Origin of the sequence: Streptomyces sp. NPDC021080 (assembly GCF_044333225.1) — a bacterium.
Taxonomy (GTDB): Bacteria; Actinomycetota; Actinomycetes; order Streptomycetales; family Streptomycetaceae; genus Streptomyces.
On record NZ_JBIRQM010000029.1, the window covers coordinates 1 to 21,111 of the forward strand.

Genomic DNA, 21,111 nt, shown 5'->3' on the forward strand with positions numbered 1-21,111 from the left:
AAGCCATCGACGTCTTCGGTGAGGTGCCAGTCATCCGGAAACACGGTTCATGATCCCGGATGTACTCGACTCGGCGGAGCACTTTGCCCAGAGACATATCGTCACCACGGCCGGCACAACACCTTTCAGCCACGTGACGCAACTGCTCCTGATCAGACACGAGCTTTCCTCGTCCACTGGCTGGTGAGGGACCTTTGCGGGTGAGGCACCGGGTCATCATCAGGGCTCGTGCGTTCTCGGGTGATGAGACGCCCTGAACTGTCCTCGGTAGTCGCCAAGCGAGATTCCAGAAGTTCCCCGCGTACCGCGTGACGGTGTTCTTGCGGTCTTGTGATCAGTCTGCCCCCGGTGCGGGCTCCACCGATGAGTTCTTGCGGGCTGTCGGGTCAGTACGGACATGACTGCTGAGAACACGCCGTCGGTCGTTTCCCGCCGGGAGTGGCTGGCCGCCGTCGACACCCTGCGCGTCCGGGAGAAGGCGCACACCCGGGAGGGCGACGCGATCGCTGCTGCACGGCGGCGACTACCCATGACCGAGGTGAACCCCTCGACTCCGCTCGCAGGAAGCAACGGAACTGTCCCCCTGATCGACGTCTTCGAGGGCCGCACCCAGCTGTTCGTGTCGTATCACATGTGGCACGACGGCCACACCGCCGCGAACCAGTGCGAGGGCTGCACCTTCTTCACCGGCCAGGTCCGCGAACTGGCCTATCTGCACCAGCGTGACGTCACCTTCGCCGTCTTCTGCCAGGGCCCCTACGAGGAATCCGACCGCTACCGCCGCTTCATGGGCTGGGGCATGCCCTGGTACTCCGTCCCCGCCGAGTCACACGAACGGCTCCTCGCCAGCCGCCACTTCGGGATGAAGGCGAGTTACCTTCGCGATGGGGACCGCGTCTACGAAACGTACTGGACCACCGGCCGCGGCGTTGAACCCATGGCCCCGTCCTACGGCATCCTCGACATGACCGTCTACGGACGGCAGGAGACCTGGGAGGACTCCCCGTCCGGCTGGCCGCAGCCGTACGCGACCCTCGGTCAGCAGTTCCGCAAGGACGGACGGCCGACCGCGCAATGGGCACGGATTGCCGCCGGCCACGACGACGGCCTCCACGGCGGGCAGCCCAACACAGGCGACTGGGGCTGTTGCTCGTGAACCGGCGCCCGACGGCCATCGCGGCGGCGTGGTCAGGGGCCTGCCTGTCCTGCGAACCGCCCATCCCAGTGAGGCGCAGAACTTCTGGAATCGCGTTTTAGGGCGCGTATCGAGTCGTGATCAATCTGCGGGAATCGCCCTCGGGGTGGAGGCTGATCCGGTAGATCGTCTTGCGTGACACGAGTGCAACTGATGGACGGCGAGTGGGAGTTCATCGGGCCGTACCTGCCGATCAGCGAGTACGGCCCGTACCCCGAGCGCCTGCGGCAGCAGTTCGAGGGTGTGATCTGGCGGTTCAAGACCGGCGGGCAGTGGCGGGAGATGCCGCAGGAGTTCGGCGCATGGTCGACGGTCTCCAACCGCTTCCGGCAGTGGCGTGACGCCGGCGTGTTCGAGGCCCTGCTGGAGGGCTTGATCGCGGAGGCCGCGAAAAGGGGGCGAGGTGGACCTGTCCCTGGTCAGCATCGACTCCACCACCGCACGCGCCCACCACGACGCCGCCGGGATGCACCTGCGCGAGGACGTTCTCACTGCTCTGGAGAAGGCCGCCGCCGAGGAGGAGACGGCCAGGGCAAAGGGGGCAGCTCCGAAGAACAAACGCAGCAGACGCCGAAGCGGATCCCGAACGCGAGGAGCGACGACGCGACCGGCGCCGCCAAAAGCTCCGGCTGAAGACCGCCCTCCTGGGACGCTCACGGGGCGGACAGACCAGCAAGGTCCACCTCGCCGCCGACCGTAGGTGCCCCCCCGCTGGCGTTCGTCCTGACCGCCGGACAGGCGGCCGACAGCCCGCAGTTCATTCCCGTCCTGCGGAAGATCCGGGTCCCAGGTCCCGTCGGCCGCCCGCGCACCCGACCCGATGCCGTCGCCGGGGACAAGGCCTACTCGTCCCGCGGTAACCGCGCCCACCTGCGCAGACGCGGTATCAAGGCCGTCATTCCGGAGAAGAGGGACCAGGCCGCCAACCGGAAGAGGAAGGGCCCCAGGGGCGGCCGGCCCATCGGCCATGACGCAGACCTGTACAAGGAGAGGAACACTGTCGAGCAACTGATCAACAAGCTGAAGGCCTGGCGAGGCATCGCCACCAGGTACGACAAGACCCCGGAGAGCTACCTCGCCGGCCTCCACCTGCGCGCCTCGATGATCTGGATCAAAGACCTCACTCAGGCAGTCTCTTGATCACGGCTCGGTCGCAGCCTAGGGGCGGACGTAAGGCCGAGTCATGATCTCCATGTTGTGGCCGTCCGGATCGTCGAAGTAGGCGCCGCGGCCTCCGAATAGGCCATTGACGTTGCCGGGGTCGGTGTGGCCGGGGTCGGCGTAGTAAGTGACCCCGACCGACTTCAGGCGGGCGATCGCGAGGTCGAACTGCTCGTCAGGCAGGAGGAAGGCGTAGTGCTGTGACTGGATCGGCTCGTCCCTCTTCTCGTAGTAGTCGAGTGTCACGCCGTTGCCGAGGTCAACGGGCAGGAACGGCCCGAACGGGGCGCCGACCTTCAGGCCTAGGACCGCGGCGATGAACTCCGCGGACAGGTACCGGTCGCTTGCGTAGACGGCAGTGTGGTTCAGCTGCACGCTGACCGACGGCAGCTCGAATTCATGCGGGTACTGCTGGTCATGGGGCATCAGTGATGTGTCTCCGGTCTTGGGATCCGTTGGAACGGGCGCCACATGCGGGCGCAGGGAGCAAAGACTCGGAGAAGGGGGCGGGCCTCTTGCCCGCCTCCTGCTCACACCGAGGCCGGGAAACTCACTCGTGCATGGCCCAAGGCCGACCCGGCAGTCACCGGGCTGACCTTAGTGATCAGCGCAGGAGAGGGCAACACCGTTCTTCGGCCGCAGATCGAGCCGTTGTCGGAATCCGCTGGTTCGGTCACGGGCGGAGCCGGATGACGAAGGCGGCGGCGGTGACGAGGTGGACGTATCCGCGCTGTCAGAGCGGGTTGTCACGGCTCTGGCGATCACAATGCGATACGCGCCCTAGTTGAGGTCAGGGGCGGTGATCAAGGAGAGGAAGCGGTCCGTGATGATCGAGGCGTCTGACGCCTCATCAACACGGACCGCTTCCGCATGTCATCATCACTGATCACTCTCCTGGCCCGCCACCGCGACCATGATGCGGGCACCACTGCCGATGTCGGCCGGGTCGTGGACCTGGCCGACGTACTGGACGTTCTGCCGGATCCCCGCCGCCGTCAGAGCTGCCGCTACCGCCTCGGCGCCCTGCTCGCCCTGTACACGATCGCCGCGCTCGCCGGGGCCACCACACTGGTCGCGATCGCGCGGCATGCCGCCTACCTGTCCGAGGAAATCCGTGACCGGCTCGGCCTACGGCCGTGACGAGATCCGTCGCCTCAAAGCCACCGCGGTGCCCAGCCGACTGTGATTCCCGCATGCCGTCCAGGCCCTCAAGGTCACCCGCCGACGGCGCAACAACCGCAGGACAGGGCGGGATCCTCCGCCCCCGGCGAACAGCCGGTGCTGGAGGGGTGACAACGGACACCGGCCGTTCGAACACCCGTGAATCCCCACCCGCACGGGCTGGAATCCCCCTCTTTCAAGGGGGGGAGGATGTCAAAGTCCGCCTCCAGCCGCTCGTCCGGGTGGTGGGCCCGGAGTCTTCACGACGCCCGTACCCCCAGCTCGCGCAGTTCGGCCGCGGCCTCCGCCTGCCGGGGGCTGTTGAGCCTGCGGAGTGCCTCGTGGGCGGCGAGCAGGGTTCGGCGAGCCTCGTCGTGGCGGGCCAGGTGGCGAAGCACGATGCCGAGGTCGAGACGGGTGGTTTCGGCCCAGGCGGCCATGTTCATGGTCTCGAAGATGTCCAGCGCCTGCTGGAGCGGTCGTTCGGCCTCCGTCCGCCGTCCCAGCGCCGCAAGGTCGTTGCCGATCTGCTGCCGGGCCGCCGCGAGGTACACGGTGATCAGCTCGGTCGGCCGGCCGGGCACCTTCGCCCGGCAGATCGCCTCGCTGCGCCGGTGGATGGCCAGGGCCTCTTCGGCGCTGCCCGACTGACGCAGGTAGCTGCCCAGCGTGTTCAGGGCGGTGAGTTCGGCGAGGCGGCCCTGCACAGAGGTCTGGTCGGCAAAGCAGTCGACGGCGTCACGCAGCCGGGCTATGGATTCCCCGGCCCGGCCGATGCGGTGCAGCGCCGATGCCCCGTAGCCCAGCGCCCAGCCCGTCTGGAGCCGGTCCCCGATCTCACGGGCCACCTCCAGGGCGGCATCGGCGGTGACGAGCGCGGCGCCGGGGTCGTGAACGCAGTTGTTGTACGACCAGGCCAGGAAGTTCAGCTGGACGGCCTCGTCCTGCCTGCTGCCCAGGGCGCGGGCCGCCTCGACCCCCTGCCGGAACAGCTCCACCCACAACTCCCAGTGCAGGTTGAACTCGGAGAACCAGTGCATGGCCCTGGCCGTGTCGATCACCTGCCGGTGGTGCCCCCTGGCCTGCGCGTGGCGCAGGGCCGCGAGCCACTGGCCCCGCTCGGCCTCCAACCAGGCGCGGGCCTGGTCACGGTCGGCGGGTGCGCCGGCGGGGTCGGGATCGTCGTACGGCAGGTCCTCGTGGCGGTCGGCGTCGAAGCGCAGCGCGGCGGCCGTGGCCCGGCGCAGCATCCACTGTGCCGTCCGGTCCAGTGCGGCTCGGGACACCTCGGGGCCGTCCTCGGTGGTCAGTTGCTCGGTGGCGAAGAGCTTCAGGAGGTCGTGGAAGCGGTACCGCTCGGCGGAGGGGTCGGACTGCAGCAGCCCGGCATCCGTCAGTTCCTCGGCGCACCGGGCCGCCTCGTCGACCGGCAGGTCGGCCAGGAGAGCGGCGCTCTCGGGGCTGAAGTCGCCGCCGGCGGCCAGGGACGCCCGGCGCAGTACGGTTCTGGTGGCCGGGGCCAACCGCCGGTAGGACAAGGCGAAAGCGGCTCGTACCTGTAGATCGCCGGCCTGGAGTGTGTCCAGGCGACGGCCTTCCCGGGCCAGTTGGGCGGCCAGCTTGCGTATGCGCTCATGGGGCCTGCCGGCGAGGCGCTGTCCTGCGATGCGTACGGCCAGGGGCAGGAGTCCGCACAGGTCCGCGAGGTCGCGGGCGGCCTGGGCCTCCTGCCGGATCCGCTCGGGGCCGATGATGCGGCTCAGCAGCTCGACCGCCTCCTCCCGGCGGAACAGCGTCAGGTCGCTGCGGTGGACCGATTCGAGACCGGCCAGGGCGTGGCGGCTGGTGATGATCGTCAGGCAGCGTCCGGCGCCGGGAAGCAGGGGGCGGACCTGGTCCTCGCCCGCCGCGTTGTCCAGCACCAGCAGCAGTCGCCGGTCGCGGAGCACGGACCGCAGGAGTCCTGACCGGTCGTCGGTCGCGGCCGGGATCGCGTGCTCGGCCACGCCGACGGCCCGCAGCAGAGACGCGAGGGCGTCGTGCGCGGCGGTCGGCTCCGGGTCCATGCCGTGCAGGTCGAGAACCAACTGCCCGTCCGGGAAGTGCGGTGCGAGATGGTACGCGGCGTGTACCGCGAAGGCGGTCTTGCCAAGACCGGGCTGCCCCGACACCACGCTGATCGTGGAGCGGTCGGCGTCGGTGCGCTCGACCAGGGCGAGTAATCGGGCCAAGGCCGGACCACGCGCGACGAAGTCGCCGACGTCACGCGGCAGGGCCAGCGGACCGTGGGCTCGCGGCCCGGCGGCCGGGCGCGAACGGGTCCGTCCCCGGCGGGCGGCCCGCTCCAGCTCCGCGGCGGTGTCGCTGTCCAGGCTCAGCCCGGCGGCCAGGGCCTGAACGGTGCGCTGCTGCGGCCCTCGGGAACGACCGCGTTCCAGATCCGCCAGGGCGCGCACGCTCACCCCGGCAGCGTGGGACAACTGCTCCTGACTGAGCCCGGCGCGGGTGCGCAGGGTCAGCAGCAGCCGCCCGAACTCCTTCGTGACCGGTGCGGCAGTGCCCATGTCGAATTCCCTTGTTCAGCGCTGCCCGGCCTCGAACGTCCGCTCTCCGGCAGAAGTATGACGGGCCATGATCCCGCCGGAAGAACTGCCTGGTGCCTCTCGGAGTCCGACTGATCAACTTGATCCGTTCGCGCAAGCGGGCCGGACCCCTCGGATCTCCGGCACGGTCCGGCCGCGATGTCTGTGACAGCGCTGAGCCCGGCGGGTCGAGCACCGAAACGACGTGATGCGGATCATGCCGTCGGCGTTCCCTGGTAAGGAGAGGAATACGTGGAGCGAGTCGACCGCCTCACCCACTGCCGGGCGGGCGTGCGGTTCCTCGACCACCCCGCCGGTTCACGGGCCGACACGCCGTTCCCCGCGACCAGGCGCCCGGCCCCGGCCGGCCGGCGCCGGGGAGTCCGGAACGTGGGCGTACCCGAGCCCCGAGGATCTCCGGCTCCCCGACCGGGGCCGGAAGGCCCATGTGCCGGCCACGGCTCCCGGATCCTCACCCCGCAGCCCGAGCCGGAGGAGCCCGACGGCGTCATCGGGCAGAGCAGCACCATCCGGTTCCGCCATACCGACGTGAAACAAGCGGGGCAGGTGAGGGCGGCCCGGCGCCCCGCCCCTGCCCCCGTGCAACGACCACTCGCCTTCAACCCGAACCCCTGGGGGAGACTTGCGCGTAACAGTGAAGAGAGCACGCGCCTTCACCATCACAGCGGCCACATCAGCGGCCCTCGTGGCAGGCATGACCGGCCCCACGACAGCGATCGCCGCGCACACGACGACCGCACCGAACACCACGCGCTCCGACGGCAGTCAGCGGATCCGGCTCATCACGGGCGACCGTGTCACGGTCGGCGCCAAGGGCCAGGTGGTGGGCTTCGAGGCCGCCAAGGGCCGTGAGCACATACCCGTACGGGTGCAGCGCATCGGTGACCACACGCTGGTGGTACCCAGCGACGCGCAGCGCCTGATCGCCACGGGGAAGCTGGACCAGCGGCTCTTCGACGTCGACGAGCTCACCGACCCGCGGCTGCGCAAGAGCCAGGGCGACGGGCTCAAGCTGATCGTGCAGTACGACGGGGGCGCCGGCACCGCACGGGCCGAGGTGCGTTCGGCCGGCGACACCCGGGTACGGCGCACGTTCCCCGCCATCGACGCCGACGCCATCCGTACGCCGCAGGACGACGTGGCCAAGGTGTGGGAGGCGCTGACCGACCGGCGGAAGAACGGCCTGCGCGCCACCGCCTCCGGCATCGACAAGGTGTGGCTGGACGGGGTGCGCAAGGCGAGCCTGGACCGCAGCGTCGAGCAGATCGGCGCCGACAAGGCGTGGGAGGCCGGGTACGACGGCACCGGCGTCAAGATCGCCGTCCTCGACACCGGCGTCGACACGACCCACGACGACCTGAAGACCCGGGTCGTCGCCGAGAAGAACTTCTCCGACTCGCCCGACACCAAGGACCACGTCGGGCACGGCACGCACGTCGCCTCGATCGCCGCCGGGACCGGTGCCAAGTCGGGCGGTACGTACAAGGGCGTCGCACCCGGTGCCGAAGTAATCAGCGGCAAGGTGCTCAACGACGAGGGATACGGGGACGACTCCGCCATCATCGCGGGCATGGAGTGGGCCGCCGACCAGGGCGCGGACATCGTCAACCTCAGTCTGGGCGGCCCGGACTCCCCGGGTGTCGACCCGATGGAGGCGGAGATCGACAAGCTGTCCGCCGAGAAGGGGATCCTGTTCGCCGTCGCGGCGGGCAACGACGGCGAGTTCGGCGCGTCGACGGTGGGCTCGCCGGGCAGCGCGGACGCCGCGCTGACCGTCGGCGCCGTCGACAAGGACGACAAGCTGGCGTCCTTCTCCAGCGTCGGGCCGCGCGTCGGCGACGGCGCCGTCAAGCCGGACGTGACCGCTCCCGGCGTCGCCATCACCGCGGCCGCCGCCTCCGGCAGCACGTTCGACACCGACCCCGGTATCCCGCATCCGGCCCCCGGCTATCTCCAGCTCGACGGCACCTCCATGGCCACCCCGCACGTCGCGGGCGCCGCGGCGATCCTCAAGCAGCAGCACCCGACCTGGAAGACGGCCGAGCTGAAGGGCGCACTGATCGCGTCCGCCAAGGACGGCGGCTACACCGTCTTCCAGCAGGGCTCGGGCCGCATCCAGGTCGACAAGGCACTGGCCCAGAGCGTGATCGCCGATCCCGTCTCGCTGAACTTCGGCGTCGCACAGTGGCCGCACACCGACGACCAGCCCCTTGCCAGGACGATCGGCTACCGCAACCTCGGGACCAGTGACGTCACCCTCGACCTGTCGGTGTCCGCGCTGGACCCGGCCCAAAAGCCGGCCCCGGCCGGGTTCTTCGCGCTCGGCGCCACCCGGGTGACCGTGCCCGCCGGCGGCAGGACCGAGGTCGACCTGACCGCCGACACCAGGATCGGCGACGCCGACGGCACCTACTCGGGCTACGTCGTCGCCACCGGCGAGGGCCAGTCCGTCCGCACGGCCGTGGCAGCCGTCCGCGAGGCGGAGTCCTACGACGTCACGCTCAGGACCATCGGCCGCGACGGCACCGACGCGCGGAACTTCTCCAACAGCCTGATCGGCGTCTCCGGCCCCGCAAAGGGCTTCCAGGCCCGCATCGACGACGAGCCGGGCACGCACACGATCCGCGTGCCCAAGGGCTCGTACACCCTCGACACGGCCGTCTACCAGGACCCGTCGGACTTCACCAAGGGCACCGACTGGATCGCCCAGCCGAAGCTGGACGTCTCCGGCGACACCACGGTCACCGCCGACGCGCGCACCACCGAGCCGGTGGACATCACCGTGCCCGGCCTCGACACGGCGGACTTCGGGGGGACGTACTACGAGCGCGCGACCGATATCGGCCCCGTCGGCAGCGGCTGGGTCCTCAGAGGATTCACCGGCTTCCGCACCGCGCACCTGGGTCCGGCCCTCACGGACGGCTCGCTCCTGCAGACCTGGGACGCGCACTTCATCAAGGACGCCACCACCCAGTACTCGGTGGCCTACGGCGGCAAGACGCAGAAGGTCGCGACCGGCTACACCAAGCACGTGCAGGCGGACGAGCTGGCGACGCTCAAGGTCCGCGTCGGTGCCTCCGCCGCCGGGAAGAGCGCTCTCGTCTTCCCGTACCCCCGTCTGCCGGGTGCGCCGGAGGGCAACGCGTTCTCGGCCGCGCAGGCGGCGCCGGGCACGCGCACCTTCCACCTCTCCACTGCCGACGGCGTCAAGTGGCTGACCAGGGTCAATCAGTTCGGCGAGCCCGACAAGTGGGGCTACCCGTCCTTCGACGGAGCCTACGAGATGGCCGAGCCGAAGCGCTTCGAGGCCGGCAGGACGTACCGGGAGAGGTTCAACACCGGCGTGTTCGGCCCGCTCCTGGGCAAAAACATGGGTGTCTTCCGCACCGCACCCGACCCGGCCACGGGCGAGCAGCAGATCGTCGGCTCCCTGCCGCTGTTCGCCGACGGCAAGGGCCACGCGGGTTCCTCGACGTACACCTCGGCCAGGTCGACGCTGTACCGCGACGGCGTCGAGGTCGGCCACAACGACGACCCGCTGAGCGGCGCGAAGCCCTTCACGGTCGGCTCCGCCGACGCCGAATACCGGCTGACGACCTCCGTCGAACGCTCGGCAAAGGTCGCCGCGGTCTCCACCCGCATCGACACCAGCTTCACGTTCCGCTCCGGGCAGGTCGCGGCCACCACGGCGCTGCCGGTGTCCACGGTCCGCTTCGCGGCCCCCGTCGACCTCGCCTCGCGCGCCCCGGCGGACACGTCGGTCCAGGTCCCGGTGACCGTGCAGGGCTCGGCGGCCGGGAAGAACCTCAAGTCGCTCACCGTGTCCGTGAGTTACGACGACGGGACGACCTGGCAGCTCGTGAAGGTCGAGAGCGGCAAGATCTCCGTGCAGAACCCGGCGAAGGACAAGAGCATCTCGTTCCTCGCCGACGTCACGGACAAGCAGGGCAACGAGTCCACGCTGACGATCCACAACGCGTACTACGGCAAGTGACGTCGCCCCGGTGACGAAGTTCGCGTGACGACGACGTGCTGGGAAGCGTTCAAGAACGCTTCCCAGCACGTTCGTTCACTGAACCTGGATCCACCGGTCGGTGGCCGGCCCGCAAGCGGATCGGCGCGCAGTCGCACAGCGCGGGAGTCAGGCGGACGCCGGCACGAGGACCGTCTGCGAGGTGGCCGACTGGAAGTTGTCGTCAGCGTCGAAGACGGCCCGGTAGTAGCCGGCGCCGCTCTCGTCGATGTCTGCGGCGAAGTCGTTGCCGTTGCCGCCCCAGGACGCCTCGACCGTGGTGAGTGTCGACCAGGTCACGCCGTCGGGCGAATACTGGATGTGGACATGAATCCAGGCGGGCGTCCACCCGTCGGGGAAGTCGATGAGTCCCTCGGCGTGGACCTGCCCCGTGTCGGACCGAGCGGCCGTGAAGGCTGTGAACTTCGATGCCCGGTGCACGTGGACGACGTCACTCGTACCGGTGCCGGCCTGGAGGAACGGGTCTTCCGAGGTGTCCAGGGCGAATTGGAAGTAACCTCCCTGCCCCGGTGTGTAGTGCATCGTGAAGGTGCCGTCGTCAGCGGTGGTGAAGCGGCCCACCAGGTCGGTCTGCGCGCCGTCGGGGCCGAACAGGACGCCCCCGGAGCGCCCGGCCAGCGGTACCCAGCCGTCCGCGGTCTTCTGCTCGACCTTGACCCTCACCGTGACCGGCTGACCGAAGTCGACGTCGGTCGCACTCACCGTGGATGTGAACCGGGTGGGAATCTGGTCGACGCCGATCTGTACCGGCTCGGACTCCCCGTACAGAACCGTCGGCGTGCCACCGTCCATGGCGAACACGGCCTGGACAGGGGCGGCGTTGTCGAGCCGCACCGAGGCGGTGAAGTGACCCCGGGCGTCGGTGGTCACGGTCGTCTGCGTCCAGTAGTCGACGTTGATCTCGACCTGGCGTGCCGCAAGAGGCTTCACCCGGCGGGTCGGCCACCGCCCGTACAGCGTCCCCTCGACCTGTACGTCGCGGTGTTCCCGGTCGATGGCGGTGCGATCGACGGTGAGCGCGCCGAATTTCGCCACGACGTAGTAGGCGAAGTCCCCCGCGGACTGCTGCAGCGCATGGCCGCCGTCGGCGTCCGTCACCTCCACATCGATGCGGTAGGAACCGAACTCGGCCAACTTCAACGGCTTCTTGGTGCGCCAGCTGCCGTCCTGGGGGGTGCCGGAGAAGAGCTGGAAGTCCTTGGTCCCGATCTCGGCGACCTCGGTCTGCGAGGCGTACGAGACCAGATGTGCCGTGATGCTCTTGATGTCGGCCGCGGATCGGGCGTTGATCTGCAGGATCCCGAGGTCCTCTGACACGCTCCCCGCGTAGGTGACCTCCGGCCGGTCGGCGGCGTGCGCGGCTGTCACGCCTCCCATACCGAGCGAGGCAGCCGCGACCGCCACCGTGACCCATCTGCGCAATCTCCACAGCAACACTGTCGATCCCCACCCTGACGCGTTCAAGACGGCGGGGCCCTTCCGGACCGCCCGCCCGGCCGTCCGCCTTTATATCCCCCAACTCGGCACGGAGGCACGGCAATTAGGGTCGGACGCGGAGTTCGGGAAAAGGCAGGTGCACCTGGGTGGCGAGGACTTGGTTCCTTCCTGGCGTCGGTCCGGTCCGGTCTGGTCCGGCCCGGACGCGGGCATCTGTCCGCGGACCGGGTGATGCCCCGAGGCCGCTCTTCCCCCAGAGAAACGCCCCGGGCCGACTGACGGGCGATGTCAAGTGCCTCACCGATCCTGGCCCAGGTCACACCGCGCCGACGCAACCCCATGACTTGCATCCGCAGATAGGCCTCGACCTGATCGGCGACGGCCGCGGCCCGGGGCAGCCGTTCCAGCACTCGGCGTCGGTCGGCTCGCCCCACACCGGCGTCCGCAGCTCGATGTCGATCGGGCACTCCCGATCCCATCGGCAAGGGCCGAGCCCTCTGGGTCATGCGTCGACAGACCCGCGCTGAACACCTTCGACGGCCGCCTCTCAGCAACCCGTCACTGACCCCGACTACCCGAGTTGCACCACTCGTTTGACCCTCGCGGGTAGGCCGAACTAGCTGAAAGCCCTGGCCGACCGGGGCATTGTCAGTGACCAGCTCCAGCACGCGGACAGCTTGGCCGAGGCCCACACCCCATGTTGGGCGACCGCCAACCCGCCCGGGCCCGGCGGGGTGTGCGAGCAGACCACCCGCGAGCGCCGGCACAAAGTCCACGCCTTCCTCGGCTCCGGCGTCGGCCTGCTCGACTGCTCCCGCAGACCGAACCTCGCCCTGAACACCGCCAAGCGTTACGCCCGCATCCCCGAACCGTCCGCCGATTGCATTGCCCCTCGCTACCGGGATTCATTCGCAGTGCTCCGGCTTTCAGGCCGGGGGTGAAGCGAATCCTGTGGTGGCGACGCGAAGCGTCGCGGTGGCGTTCCGGCGGAGCCGGACCCTGCCCGGTGACGGTGACGGTGACGGTGACGGTGACGGTGACGGTGACGGTGACGGATCGTTTGTGTGTTCTCGGTGACGTCGCGGGTTCGATATGCCTAGTGTGGTCGCCGTGCAGCTTCGGTACAGCTTTCGTCTGTATCCGGACGCCGGTCAGCGGACCGCGTTGGCGAGGGCGTTCGGGTGCGCGCGGGTCGTGTTCAACGACGCGGTCCACGCACGCGAGGACGCCCGCAGAGCCGGGCAGCCGTTCCCGAAGGCCGGAGAGCTGTCCACGCGCCTGATCACCGAGGCCAAGCGGACGGTCGAGCGGTCCTGGCTGGGCGAGGTCTCCGCGGTGGTGCTCCAGCAGTCCCTGCGGGACGCCGAGGCCGCCTACCGCAACTTCTTCGCCTCCCTCAAGGGCTCTTGGAAGGGCCCCAGGATGGGTGCGCCCCGCTTCAAGTCCCGCAAGGACACCCGGCAGTCGATCCGGTTCACCGCCAACGCCCGCTGGAACATCACCGACGGCGGCCGGCTGAACCTGCCGAAGATCGGCGAGGTGAAGGTCAAATGGTCCCGCACCCTGCCCGCCGTCCCTACCTCCGTCACCGTGATCAAGGACAGCACGGGACGGTACTTCGCCTCCTTCGTCATCGACACCGACCCCGCCGAAGACGCCGCCCGGATGCCCGACACCGACCGCACCATCGGCATCGACCTCGGCCTGGCTTCCTTCGCGATCCTCTCGGACGGAACGAAGATCGACTCCCCACGGTTCCTGCGGCGTGCGGAGAAAAAACTGAAGAAGACCCAGCGGGAGCTGTCCCGCAAACAGAAGGGATCAAAGAACCGGGCTAAAGCCCGCCTCAAGGTCGCCCGCGCCCACGTTAAGGCCGCCGACGCACGCCGCGAATTCCATCACCAACTCTCCACCAAGCTGATCTACGAGAACCAAGGGATCGCCGTGGAGGATCTGTGGGTGAAGGGGCTCGCGCGCACCCGGCTGGCCAAGTCCGTGCATGACGCGGGCTGGGCACAGTTCATCGGCATGCTGGAGTACAAGGCCGCCCGGTACGGCCGCACCCTGGTCAAGATCGGTAGATTCGAGCCGACGAGCCAGGTCTGCTCCACCTGCGGTGTCAAAGACGGACCCAAACCCCTCAATGTCAGGGAATGGACCTGCACCGCCTGCGGCACCGTCCACGACCGGGACCACAATGCCGCACTTAACATCAAACAGGCCGCCGGACTGGCGGTATCGGCCTGCGGAGCGCCGGTAAGACCAGGAGCAATCCCGGCACAGCGCGAAGAAACAGGAAGCCACGGATTCGAGACCGGAAACCGTGCCGCATAGCGGCACAGCAACCAGTCGAGAAGGCCAGAATCCTCGCCCTTCAAGGCGAGGAGCATGTCAAGCCCAGCAGATATGGATGCTTCCTCAGTCGATCGTCACCGTCTCCCTCGTCACCGCGATCCTCCCGCGCATGAGCCGGGCGGTGACCGAGCACCGCCTCGACGACCTGCGCGCCGACCTGTCCCGCGCGCTCCGGGCCAGCGGTGTCGTCATCGTCCCGGCAGCGTTCTTCTTCGTCGCCTTCGGCCCGCAGATCGCACAGCTGCTGTTCGCCCACGGGGCCGCGAAAGCCGCAGCGACCGTCCCTCTGGGCCACATGCTGCAAGCCTTCGGCCTGGGACTGATCCCGTTCTCCGCCCAGTACCTCCTGCTGCGCGGCTTCTACGCCTTCGAAGACACCCGCACGCCGTTCCGCATGGCGCTGTGGATCAGCGGCATCGACATCGCCCTGGCCGTGGCCTGCCACCTGCTGCTGTCCCCAAGGTGGGCGGTCACCGGGATGGCCGCCGCCTACACCCTGTCCTACGCCATCGGCCTGCTGCTGACAGCTCTGCGGCTGAGGCGTCGCACCGATGGGCTGCTCGACGGCCGCCGGATCTGCCGCACCTACACCAAGTTGACCGTGGCCGCCACCTGCGCGGGGGCTGCCGGCTGGCTCATCGCCGGCTTCTGCAGCCACAGCCTGGCATCGGTCTCCTGGACGCCGGCAGTCTCCCTGGCTGCAGGGGGCATCGCGATGGCCCTGCTGTTTGTTCTCTTTGCGCGACTTCTGCGAATCGGGGAGCTGAGCAGCTTGCCGGGGCTGGGGTGATCCCGGCACCACGGACACGAGGCCGACAACAAGGGCCCAGGGCGAAGCGGACGAGAGCCTGGATGCGGGTCTTCCCCTGATCCCGCCATATGTCGCCCCTGCAGTTCGCCTGGCTGCAGGTGAACCGGATCGGTCGTGATCCACCTGAGAGTCCGCCGGGGCTCGGGCCGTGTCGCCGGAAGCGTGATCACGCGGCGTCTCTCGCCGGGCCGGTGCCCCCGGGGCACGTCACAGCGCGAACGCCGGGACCCCGGGGGTACGGGTCGCACCGCGCACCCCCCGTGCCCGCGAGGGCACCGCGGGCGGCGGCGCGAGGGCCGGTCCGATCAGCGGCATGACGGCCGCCAGCATCTCCGCCTCGCTCGCGGTCCCGTCCACGACCAGATCGGCCGCTGCCCGGGAGGGCGCGACGTGGGCTGCGTGGCGGTCCCTGCCGGTCTGCAGATAGTTGCGCAGGGACAGCCGGGGGTCCTGCCGCTGCGCCTCGATCTTCCGGAGGATCTTGCGGGCCAGGCGTATGTCGTCGGGGGTGTCGACATACACCCGCCATGCCGCCCGCCGGACCACGGACGGCAGTGACAGCGCGAACAGGCCCTCGACCACCACCAGCAGCACGCCGGGGCGCAGCAGCGCCGCGTCGATGGCGTGTGCCACCGTTGTCTCGTCGATCGACCCCGGATGGTTCCAGTCGAGGACGGCGTGCCCGTCGGCACTGACCGTCCACACACCCATCAGGGGGTCGTGCGCGGGCACGTAGTAGTCGTCCAGATGGATCAGCGCCACGCTCTCGGGACACTGCAGCGACAGGGCTTCGGCAAGGGTGGACTTGCCGGATGCGGTGCCGCCTGCGACCGCCAGTACACCCGTCATACCGGGCGCTCCTCATGTGCTCAAAGGGGATAGACAAAGCGGCCGGACAAGCCGGGTGCAGGGAATGTACGGCGGTGTGATCGCCCATGGCAAGCAGGGAAACGAGGCCCGGTTCAGCGGAGGCCCGGGGCCGCGACCTTCGGTCGACCTGCGCACCGGTCTCGGCGGTGTCGCGGACCTTCAGCGTGGCGTAACAGCCTTGGGCGCGGGCGTGACGTCAACGCGCGGGAACGAGTGGTCATGCACCTGACCCGGCGCCTCACGTTCGCCGCCATGGCCGTCCTCGTCGCCACCGCCTGCGCCGCACCAGGCCTCGCCCGCCGCCTGGCCCTGCGCCGCGCCCTCCGCCGGCTCCTGCGTACCCTGCCCGGCGCCTGACCCGCCCGTGTGTCAGATCGCGGATGGCCCGCTCGTAGGTCGGGCGGGCCATCCATGGGCGGCCGTTCCAGGGAGCGTATCGAGCCGTGATCAATCTGCGGGATTCGCCTCGCAGCAAGGGCTGACACATGGCCGGCGGGCAATCGCAGTGGGTGTACATGCCGGTCAGCCCGTGGGCAGGCCGATCTGGTCGCGTTCGAGCACGGAGCGGAGCTCCGAAAGGACCTGCACGGCGGCCAGTCCTGAGGGGCCACCGAGGGTGTCTGCGGTCAGTTCGGCCAGCGTTTCGGTGAAGGTCGCCTCCGCCGCCTCGACGAGTTGCAGGCCGTCATCGGTCAGGTCGAGCAGTGATGAGCGACGATCCGATGGATTGGTTCGCCGTACGGCCCATGCCTGCTTCTCCAGGCGGTCGATGCCCTTGCTGGTCGCACCGATCCCGATGGCGAACTCAGCGGCAAGGTCCGCCACCCGGGACCCGGGGTGGTCACGCAGGAAGCGCAGGAATTCGAACTGCGAGGTGACGATCCCGTGCCGCTCGCGAAGACGGTCGTTCAGCGCGTTGTAGAGGCGCGTCTCACAGCGAACGAGGTCGGCGAAGAAGCCCGGGAGGTCGACCAGGCCACTGCCTGACTTGGATGCCATGGCATATACCTTAACACATAGATGCCTAGGCATATAGTTCCTTGGCATGCACTTGCGATGGAGGCGACAATGAGCAGGCGACAGCGCGCGGAGATCGACGCGATGGTCCGGCGGCCCCGGCCCGAGGGCCCTCGGTCGGTGGAGGAGCTCCGCACCGGGTTCAGGGCGATGATGGCCGAAATGATCGTCCCGGCCGGGATCCGTACCCGGACTGCGACGCTCGGCGACCGGCCCGCGGTGCTCGTCGAGCCGGCCGGCACTCCGAAGGCCGGGACGATCCTCTACTTCCACGGCGGCTCCTACGTGGTCGGTTCCCCGGAGACGGCGATGTCGCTGACGGGGAACCTGGTGACCAAAACAGGATTCAGGGCGTTCTCGTTGGATTACCGGCTTGCCCCTGAGCACCCGTTCCCGGCCGCGATCGAGGATGGGCTGAGCGCCTACCGCGCACTGCTCGACAGCGGCGAAGCCCCCTCGGCGATCGCGTTCGCCGGGGACTCCGCCGGTGGCGGTCTCACTGTCGCCACCTGCCTTGCCGCTCGCGATGCGGGCCTGCCCGTGCCCGCCGCGATCGTGGCCTTCTCTCCCGGACTCGACATGACCCGGACAGGCGGGAGCATGGACGGCAAGGCGGGCATCGATCCGTTCTTCACGCGTGAGGGCCTGGAACACACCGGGGCCATGTACCTTGCTGGACAGGACCCGCACCAGCCCCTGCTCAGCCCCGCCGTCCGCGCCGACCTGACCGGTTTCCCCCCGATGCTTCTGCAGGCGGGCACCAACGAAATGCTCCTGGACGACTCCACACGCATGGCCGCGCGCGCGAGGGAAGCCGGAGTGGACGTCATCCTGGACGTCACCGCTGACGTTCCCCACGTCTTCCAGGCGTTCGCCGGCGTCCTGGACGAAGCCGACGAGGCACTGGAGCGCGCCGCTCTCTTCCTCCGCCAGCGCATCAGCACCAAGGGCACGGCACACACGCCGGCAAGCTGAAGGCTGTCGGCGTACAAGTGAACGTGGCCCCGGCAAGATTTCCGTGAAGCTGGGGTGTGCCCCCCGCGCAAGAGCGTGACCGTCCACCGTCCCCATCGCAGGGGGAACCGTCCCCGGCGCAGGCGGACACGGACGGCGAGCGGTCGTCTTCAGTCCCCAGCGCGGCAGTTGCCTCCTGCCACCGACTTACGACCAGCCCGACCTGCCGCCAACCCGCGCCACCACCAGATCTAACGAACTGCCGGTGACTACGGATGGGGTTCGCCGGGTTGCGTCCAGGCCACCCTGCGACTCGCAGCCGTGGAGGGTCACTCCAGAGGCGGCATCGAGCGATGAGTTCCGATACGAAGAGAGGTCTTCTTGGGCGGACGTGCTCGTGAGGTGCCGGTGGAGGCGCCGCCCAGTCCTCGGGCCGTGGGCACGTACGAACTCGACCGAGCTTGATGACCGGTGAGGAGACTCCAGCGTGAGCGACATCGTGGTCCAGAAGATCGTCCGGCCCGAGCGCGCAGTATCGGGCCCGTGGTTGGAGGTGATCGCCTCGAATCTCGATTACCACCGAGCGACCTTCTTGTGGAAGTGCGAGGGCCTCTCGGATGAACAACTGCGGCTGCGACCTGTGCGGTCGTCGGCGTTGACGCTGCTCGGGCTCATGCGCCATTTGCAGGGGGTTGAGCGTGCCTGGTTCCAGCGGACGTTGGCCGGCACGACGCCTGGCTTCTTTCCCTATCGGACCTACGTCACCGCTGATGGTGGCGAGTGGTACGACGAGTCGGACGCCACGTCGGCCAGGGACGTCTACGAGGACTACCTCAAGGCGTGCGAGGAGTCGCGGCAGATATTCGCGAAGGTGACCGTCGACATCGCGCGCATCGTGCCGAACCCCGAATTCGGTGACACCGATGTGCGGTTCGTCCTTGAGCACGTGATCGAGGAGTACGCCCGCCACGTCGGCCACGCGGATCTCCTCCGCGAGGGCATCGACGGCGTCACCGGCGAGTAGCCGACCGCCCACTGGATGCCTTTCCCGCAGCGGGTGAGGGCGCGTTCCTTGCGCTCAGCGGCCAGGATGTCGCCGGCCTGGGACTGCGAATCGTTCGCTCGACAGACCTGGTGATCACACGGGCGGCCACCTCCGGCGCGCAAGGGATCGACGCCCCAACTGCTGCGCCGCAGGCGGCCGCGTCCCCGCAGGCCCCACGTGGTCGGTCAAGGCCGAAGGCCGGCAGGCCCGCGCGGCCGAGGGACACCTGGCACTGCGTCATCCTCACCCGCGCCCGCAGCCCGGCGGGCGCGGATGCCGGGTCCCCAGGTCCAGGCCCGCACCGGGTCCCCGTCCCCAGTCGCTCCAGCTCCGCGCCCCGCGACGCCTCCAGCCTCCGGGCTCCTGTCCGCCCGTCGTGCGGGTGTTGCGCAGGTGCGGGTCGGTGAGGGTGTCGATCGTGTCGGGGCCGGAGGTGAGGGTGGGATGATCCTGTCTGCTCCGGTACGTCTGGTGACGCCATGTGTACCGGGTCGCCGGTGACCGAAGAGGAAGACGAAGGATCGATGACGCTGAACGTGGGTCAACGGGTGTGGCTGGCGGCGGATCTTCGGTTGGCCGGGTCGGTGACCCCGGTCGGGGAGCCTCCGGAGGGGACGGGTTCCTTCGCCGCCTCTGTGGCCCTGGCGGCGGGTATCGAGGGCACCGTCGAGCGGGTGGACGAGCATCACCGGGAGCAGGGCCACGGGGTCCGTGAGTACCTGCGGCTCAAGTCGCTCCTCGACGACTTCGGCCACCAGATGCCGCCGGCGAGCAGAAAGCAACTGGATGAGCAGGTGGAGGCCTTGGAAGAGCAGTGGGTCGCCTATCAGCGACAGATGCTCCGCGTCACGGTCCGCGTCCGGCTCGACAACGGATTCGTCCTCGACGACGTCCCCCAGGAGGCTTTCGCCTCCGCCTGACCAGCCGCCGGGGACGCTCGCCTTCCGCCTGGTCATGGGGCTCGACTGCTGGTTCCGGTGGCGCCCGAGCAAATGAGGCCGCCGTTGATCGGACAGTCCCGGTCGGCAGGCAGGCAGGCAGGCAGGCAGGACCCGGGCCTGTGACAGGGGCTGGGACACGTGTTCGCTCCGGCAGAACTCGGTGAGTCTGCCGGAGCGAGTCGGGCCAAGTGCGTTCCCACGCGGTGATCGGGCTGCGGGGCGCCGGCCCCGATCACCGTCGGCCCTCCGTACCCGGGTCAGGGGAGAGGGCGGCGCCGGAGCGTGGTGGCCGGAGGAGTGGCGGGTCAGCGGGCGAAGGTGACCCGGTGCTCCTTGAAGGCGGCGCAGTTGGAGCCGGTCACCTGGACGTACACGTTGTTGATCTGGCCGCCCCAGTCGACGCAGTGGCCCTTGCCGTACACATAGGCCGGCCCTGCGTACGAGGTGTACCGGCCGTAGTCCTGGGCGCCCGCGTCGGTGTCGGGGACGTAGATCCATGCGGACATGTCCACGGCGGTGCCCGGGTTCTGGCGGATGGTCGCGACGCAGTTCTTTCCGTTCGACGCGTTGTACGTCAGGTAGACGGTGCCCAGGGAGCCGACGGGAGCGGAGTTCACGGTCTTGTAGGCGCTTCCGCAGACCTTCTGCGGTGTGGTGTTGGGCGCGGCCGAGGCGGGCGCCGCCAGAGCGGTGGCGGCCCCCAGCGCCAGCACGGCGGAAGCGGCCGCCGTCAGAACAGAACGGTTGAATCGCATATTTCCCCCTTGTGATCTTTGGAGATGTTTGCTCCTGCCTTATGTGACTCGCGGGCCATCGGAACGGTTGTGCATCGGCCGCAAAAAATGTCCGGCCCGCACGCCCGGCCACGCTCATGCCCGGATCCACTGGAACCGGCCCTGTTCGACGACGTCCGGAACCCCGCGTCCCGACCGCCACCCGAACTCCGGGCCGGACGTGCCTGTTCGGCCCACGACGGGTGCCTCACACCTGCCCCACGATGCCTGAGCTGCCTATTTTCGGCGCAGTCGAATCTCGTGGACGGTGGTCGTGTTCACACGCACGCTTACTTTCATCACGACCACCACACACCTCGGGAGAGACGTCATGCGCACCCATCGCCTCGCTGCTCTGTGCAGCACCGCCGTGCTCGCCGTCGCAGGCATGCTTGTCGGCGCCCCCTCCGCGAGCGCTTCGGCCGCCGAGAACAACTGCAACTACATCGCCGACTCCGCGCGGCCCACGGTCCACCCCGGCGACAACGGCAATGCGGTCAAGCAGGTGCAGTGCCTCATCGACTACTACAGCAAGTACTCGGACTGGCTCGACGTCGACGGGGACTACGGCCAGGCAACCGCGCGGGGCGTGTACTGGGTGCAGACGTGCAACGGCACCACCGGCGGCGCCGACGGCATCGTGGGCACCAGCACGTGGTCCCGCCTCTACACGCCCAAGCCCGCCTGCGCCCTGTAGCAGCGACCTCCCGTTCCACCGGCCGCCCGCTTCCGCCTTCCGGAGAGCGGGCGGCCGG

15 protein-coding genes and 3 pseudogenes are annotated in these 21,111 nt (G+C 69.1%); 12 read left to right on the plus strand and 6 right to left on the minus strand.

Features of this window, described 5'->3' with window-relative positions; genetic code table 11:
- Nucleotides 1-397: 397 nt before the first annotated feature.
- Entirely contained in the window at nt 398-1,156 is a 759-nt protein-coding gene (locus tag ACH4S8_RS41780) for a DUF899 family protein (RefSeq protein WP_398403978.1), read from the plus strand.
- A 174-nt stretch (nt 1,157-1,330) separates the two neighbouring features.
- A pseudogene (locus ACH4S8_RS41785) lies at nt 1,331-2,335 on the plus strand (IS5 family transposase).
- An 18-nt stretch (nt 2,336-2,353) separates the two neighbouring features.
- Here ACH4S8_RS41785 and ACH4S8_RS41790 read toward each other — a convergent pair.
- The gene (locus tag ACH4S8_RS41790; protein ID WP_398403980.1) at nt 2,354-2,782 is read right to left on the minus strand and encodes a VOC family protein; all 429 of its coding nucleotides are present in this window, start codon (nt 2,780-2,782) and stop codon (nt 2,354-2,356) included.
- 444 nt (nt 2,783-3,226) lie between these two features.
- Between ACH4S8_RS41790 and ACH4S8_RS41795 the strand changes: the two genes are divergently transcribed.
- The gene (locus ACH4S8_RS41795) at nt 3,227-3,496 is read left to right on the plus strand and encodes a transposase family protein (protein WP_398403982.1); all 270 of its coding nucleotides are present in this window, start codon (nt 3,227-3,229) and stop codon (nt 3,494-3,496) included.
- Nucleotides 3,497-3,777: 281 nt separating this feature from the next.
- On the opposite strand, the gene ACH4S8_RS41800 is transcribed toward ACH4S8_RS41795, so the two are convergent.
- Nucleotides 3,778-6,081, minus strand: a complete 2,304-nt coding sequence (locus ACH4S8_RS41800; RefSeq protein ID WP_398403984.1) for a helix-turn-helix domain-containing protein — start codon at nt 6,079-6,081, stop codon at nt 3,778-3,780.
- A 733-nt stretch (nt 6,082-6,814) separates the two neighbouring features.
- Here ACH4S8_RS41800 and ACH4S8_RS41805 point away from each other — a divergent pair.
- A complete protein-coding gene (locus tag ACH4S8_RS41805; RefSeq protein ID WP_398403986.1) occupies nt 6,815-10,114 on the plus strand; it encodes a S8 family peptidase in 3,300 nt (1,099 codons plus the stop codon).
- A gap of 147 nt (nt 10,115-10,261) precedes the next feature.
- Here the strand turns inward: ACH4S8_RS41805 and ACH4S8_RS41810 are convergent, their stop codons facing one another.
- The gene (locus ACH4S8_RS41810) at nt 10,262-11,530 is read right to left on the minus strand and encodes a hypothetical protein (protein WP_398404081.1); all 1,269 of its coding nucleotides are present in this window, start codon (nt 11,528-11,530) and stop codon (nt 10,262-10,264) included.
- A gap of 683 nt (nt 11,531-12,213) precedes the next feature.
- Here ACH4S8_RS41810 and ACH4S8_RS41815 point away from each other — a divergent pair.
- From ACH4S8_RS41815 to murJ, 3 genes and pseudogenes are all read left to right on the plus strand, one after another.
- Nucleotides 12,214-12,492: pseudogene (locus tag ACH4S8_RS41815) on the plus strand (ISL3 family transposase); the annotation flags it as partial.
- Nucleotides 12,493-12,700: 208 nt separating this feature from the next.
- Nucleotides 12,701-13,924 carry an RNA-guided endonuclease InsQ/TnpB family protein gene (locus tag ACH4S8_RS41820; RefSeq protein WP_398403988.1) on the plus strand — a complete coding sequence of 408 codons (1,224 nt, stop codon included), beginning with the start codon at nt 12,701-12,703 and terminating at the stop codon, nt 13,922-13,924.
- Between the two features lie 61 nt (nt 13,925-13,985).
- A pseudogene (murJ, locus tag ACH4S8_RS41825) lies at nt 13,986-14,735 on the plus strand (murein biosynthesis integral membrane protein MurJ); the annotation flags it as partial.
- Between the two features lie 228 nt (nt 14,736-14,963).
- Here murJ and ACH4S8_RS41830 read toward each other — a convergent pair.
- A complete protein-coding gene (locus tag ACH4S8_RS41830) occupies nt 14,964-15,605 on the minus strand; it encodes a uridine kinase (RefSeq protein WP_398403990.1) in 642 nt (213 codons plus the stop codon).
- Nucleotides 15,606-15,845: 240 nt separating this feature from the next.
- Here ACH4S8_RS41830 and ACH4S8_RS41835 point away from each other — a divergent pair, with 240 nt between their 5' ends.
- Nucleotides 15,846-15,983, plus strand: coding sequence for a hypothetical protein (locus ACH4S8_RS41835; RefSeq protein WP_398403992.1), 138 nt, complete (start codon nt 15,846-15,848; stop codon nt 15,981-15,983).
- 165 nt (nt 15,984-16,148) lie between these two features.
- Here the strand turns inward: ACH4S8_RS41835 and ACH4S8_RS41840 are convergent, their stop codons facing one another.
- On the minus strand, nt 16,149-16,625 hold the full coding sequence (locus ACH4S8_RS41840; protein ID WP_398403994.1) for a MarR family winged helix-turn-helix transcriptional regulator: 477 nt from the start codon (nt 16,623-16,625) through the stop codon (nt 16,149-16,151).
- A 69-nt stretch (nt 16,626-16,694) separates the two neighbouring features.
- On the opposite strand from ACH4S8_RS41840, the gene ACH4S8_RS41845 reads away from it, so the two are divergent.
- The 3 genes from ACH4S8_RS41845 to ACH4S8_RS41855 all read left to right on the plus strand — a co-directional run bounded on the left by ACH4S8_RS41845 (nt 16,695) and on the right by ACH4S8_RS41855 (nt 19,562).
- On the plus strand, nt 16,695-17,618 hold the full coding sequence (locus tag ACH4S8_RS41845) for an alpha/beta hydrolase (RefSeq protein ID WP_398403996.1): 924 nt from the start codon (nt 16,695-16,697) through the stop codon (nt 17,616-17,618).
- 466 nt (nt 17,619-18,084) lie between these two features.
- Nucleotides 18,085-18,621 carry a DinB family protein gene (locus ACH4S8_RS41850; RefSeq protein WP_398403998.1) on the plus strand — a complete coding sequence of 179 codons (537 nt, stop codon included), beginning with the start codon at nt 18,085-18,087 and terminating at the stop codon, nt 18,619-18,621.
- 545 nt (nt 18,622-19,166) lie between these two features.
- Entirely contained in the window at nt 19,167-19,562 is a 396-nt protein-coding gene (locus tag ACH4S8_RS41855) for a hypothetical protein (protein ID WP_398404000.1), read from the plus strand.
- A gap of 326 nt (nt 19,563-19,888) precedes the next feature.
- Here ACH4S8_RS41855 and ACH4S8_RS41860 read toward each other — a convergent pair whose 3' ends face one another.
- Nucleotides 19,889-20,338 (minus strand): spore-associated protein, encoded by a 450-nt coding sequence (locus tag ACH4S8_RS41860; protein ID WP_398404002.1) that lies wholly within the window; start codon nt 20,336-20,338, stop codon nt 19,889-19,891.
- 349 nt (nt 20,339-20,687) lie between these two features.
- Between ACH4S8_RS41860 and ACH4S8_RS41865 the strand changes: the two genes are divergently transcribed.
- On the plus strand, nt 20,688-21,053 hold the full coding sequence (locus ACH4S8_RS41865) for a peptidoglycan-binding protein (protein ID WP_398404004.1): 366 nt from the start codon (nt 20,688-20,690) through the stop codon (nt 21,051-21,053).
- The last annotated feature ends 58 nt before the right edge of the window (nt 21,054-21,111 follow it).